Annotated in this window: 1 protein-coding gene; it reads right to left on the reverse strand. The window is 63.0% G+C overall.

All coding sequences use genetic code 11. The annotated features are described in order from the left end of the window. Positions 1 to 14: 14 nt before the first annotated feature. Positions 15 to 1433, reverse strand: a complete 1419-nt coding sequence (mgtE, locus tag EOA60_RS32410) for a magnesium transporter (RefSeq protein WP_128312587.1) — start codon at positions 1431 to 1433, stop codon at positions 15 to 17. Between the last annotated feature and the right edge of the window lie 90 nt (positions 1434 to 1523).

A 1523-nucleotide genomic window follows, 5' to 3' on the forward strand; every position in this document is an offset into this window, starting at 1 on the left:
ATTATAGCACTGTCTCAGGGAACGCCAAACCACCACGTGGCCAATCCGAGGAATGCAAAGAAGCCGACGCAGTCGGTGACGGTCGTGACGAAGACGGCGGAGGCTACCGCCGGGTCGATCTTGAAGCGGTCGAGCAGCAGCGGGATGAGAATGCCTGCCAGGGCCGCCGCGAACATGTTGATGATCATCGCCGCCGCGATAATGCCGCCCAGGTTGGGATCGTGGAACCACAGTCCAGCAACCATGCCGATCAGCACCGCAAAGACGATGCCGTTGATGAAGCCCTCTCCCACCTCACGGCGGATGATCCGGGCGGCGTTGTAGATGTCCAGATCCCTGGTCGCCAGCGCCCGCACCGTGACGGTCATCGTCTGCGAGCCGGCATTGCCGCCCATGCCGGCAACGATCGGCATCAGCACAGCGAGCGCCACGATATGCTCGATGGTCTGGTCGAACAGGCCAATCACCGAGGCCGCGAGAAACGCCGTGACCAGATTGACGAGCAGCCACGGCACACGCGATCGCGAGGTCGCAAGCACGGTGTCGGATAGCTCTTCGTCGCCGACGCCGCCCATGCGCAGAAGGTCCTCCTCTGCCTCCTGCTGGATGACGTCGACCACGTCGTCGATGGTGAGCACGCCGACCAGACGCTCGTTCTCGTCGACCACGGCGGCCGAGAGCAGGTCGTATTGCTCGAATTCCCGCGCCGCCTCTTCCTGGTCCATGGTGGCGGGGATGGCATGGCGCGTCTCATGCATCACCTCCTCGACCTTCACCGCGCGCTTGGTGCGCAGGATCTGGTCGAGATCGATGGCACCGAGCAGTTTGAAGCTCGGGTCGATGACGAAGATCTGGCTGAAGCGATCGGGAAGGTTCTTGTCCTCGCGCATGTAGTCGATCGTCTGGCCGATGGTCCAGAACGGCGGCACGGCGACGAACTCGGTCTGCATGCGCCGGCCGGCCGTCTCTTCCGGATAGTCGAGCGCGCGCCGCAGCCGGATGCGCTCGGTGAACGGCAGTTGCGACAGGATCTCGTCCTGGTCCTCCTGGTCGAGGTCTTCCAGGATGTAGACGGCGTCGTCGGAATCAAGTTCCTGCACCGCCTGCGCGATCTGCTCGTTGGGCAAATTGTCGACGATGTCGAGCCGGATCGCCTCGTCGACCTCGGTCAGCGCCGAAAAGTCGAAATCCGAGCCAAGCAATTCGACCAGCGCGCGGCGCTGCTCGGGATGGAGTGCTTCCAGCAGATCGCCGAGTTCCGACTGATGCAGGTCGTCGACTTCGCGTTTTAAGATGAGCGTGTCGCGATCGGCGATGGCCGCGCCGATCTGCGCAAGGAAGGCAGAACGGACGGCGCCGTCCTCGCCATAGATGTCGGCGCCGCCTTCCTCGACGGTTCTGGCGCCGGTCGTCTCTCTGTCCTGGCCTTCCACCAGCGCCTCCCGCCAACAGCAATCCGGAAAGGGTGTGAATCAGGTCTAGAGCATGAGCCCGAAAAGTGGAAACCGCATTTCGGGAAATCC

It is taken from the genome of Mesorhizobium sp. M1A.F.Ca.IN.020.06.1.1 (assembly GCF_004023265.1).
Classification (GTDB): domain Bacteria; phylum Pseudomonadota; class Alphaproteobacteria; order Rhizobiales; family Rhizobiaceae; genus Mesorhizobium.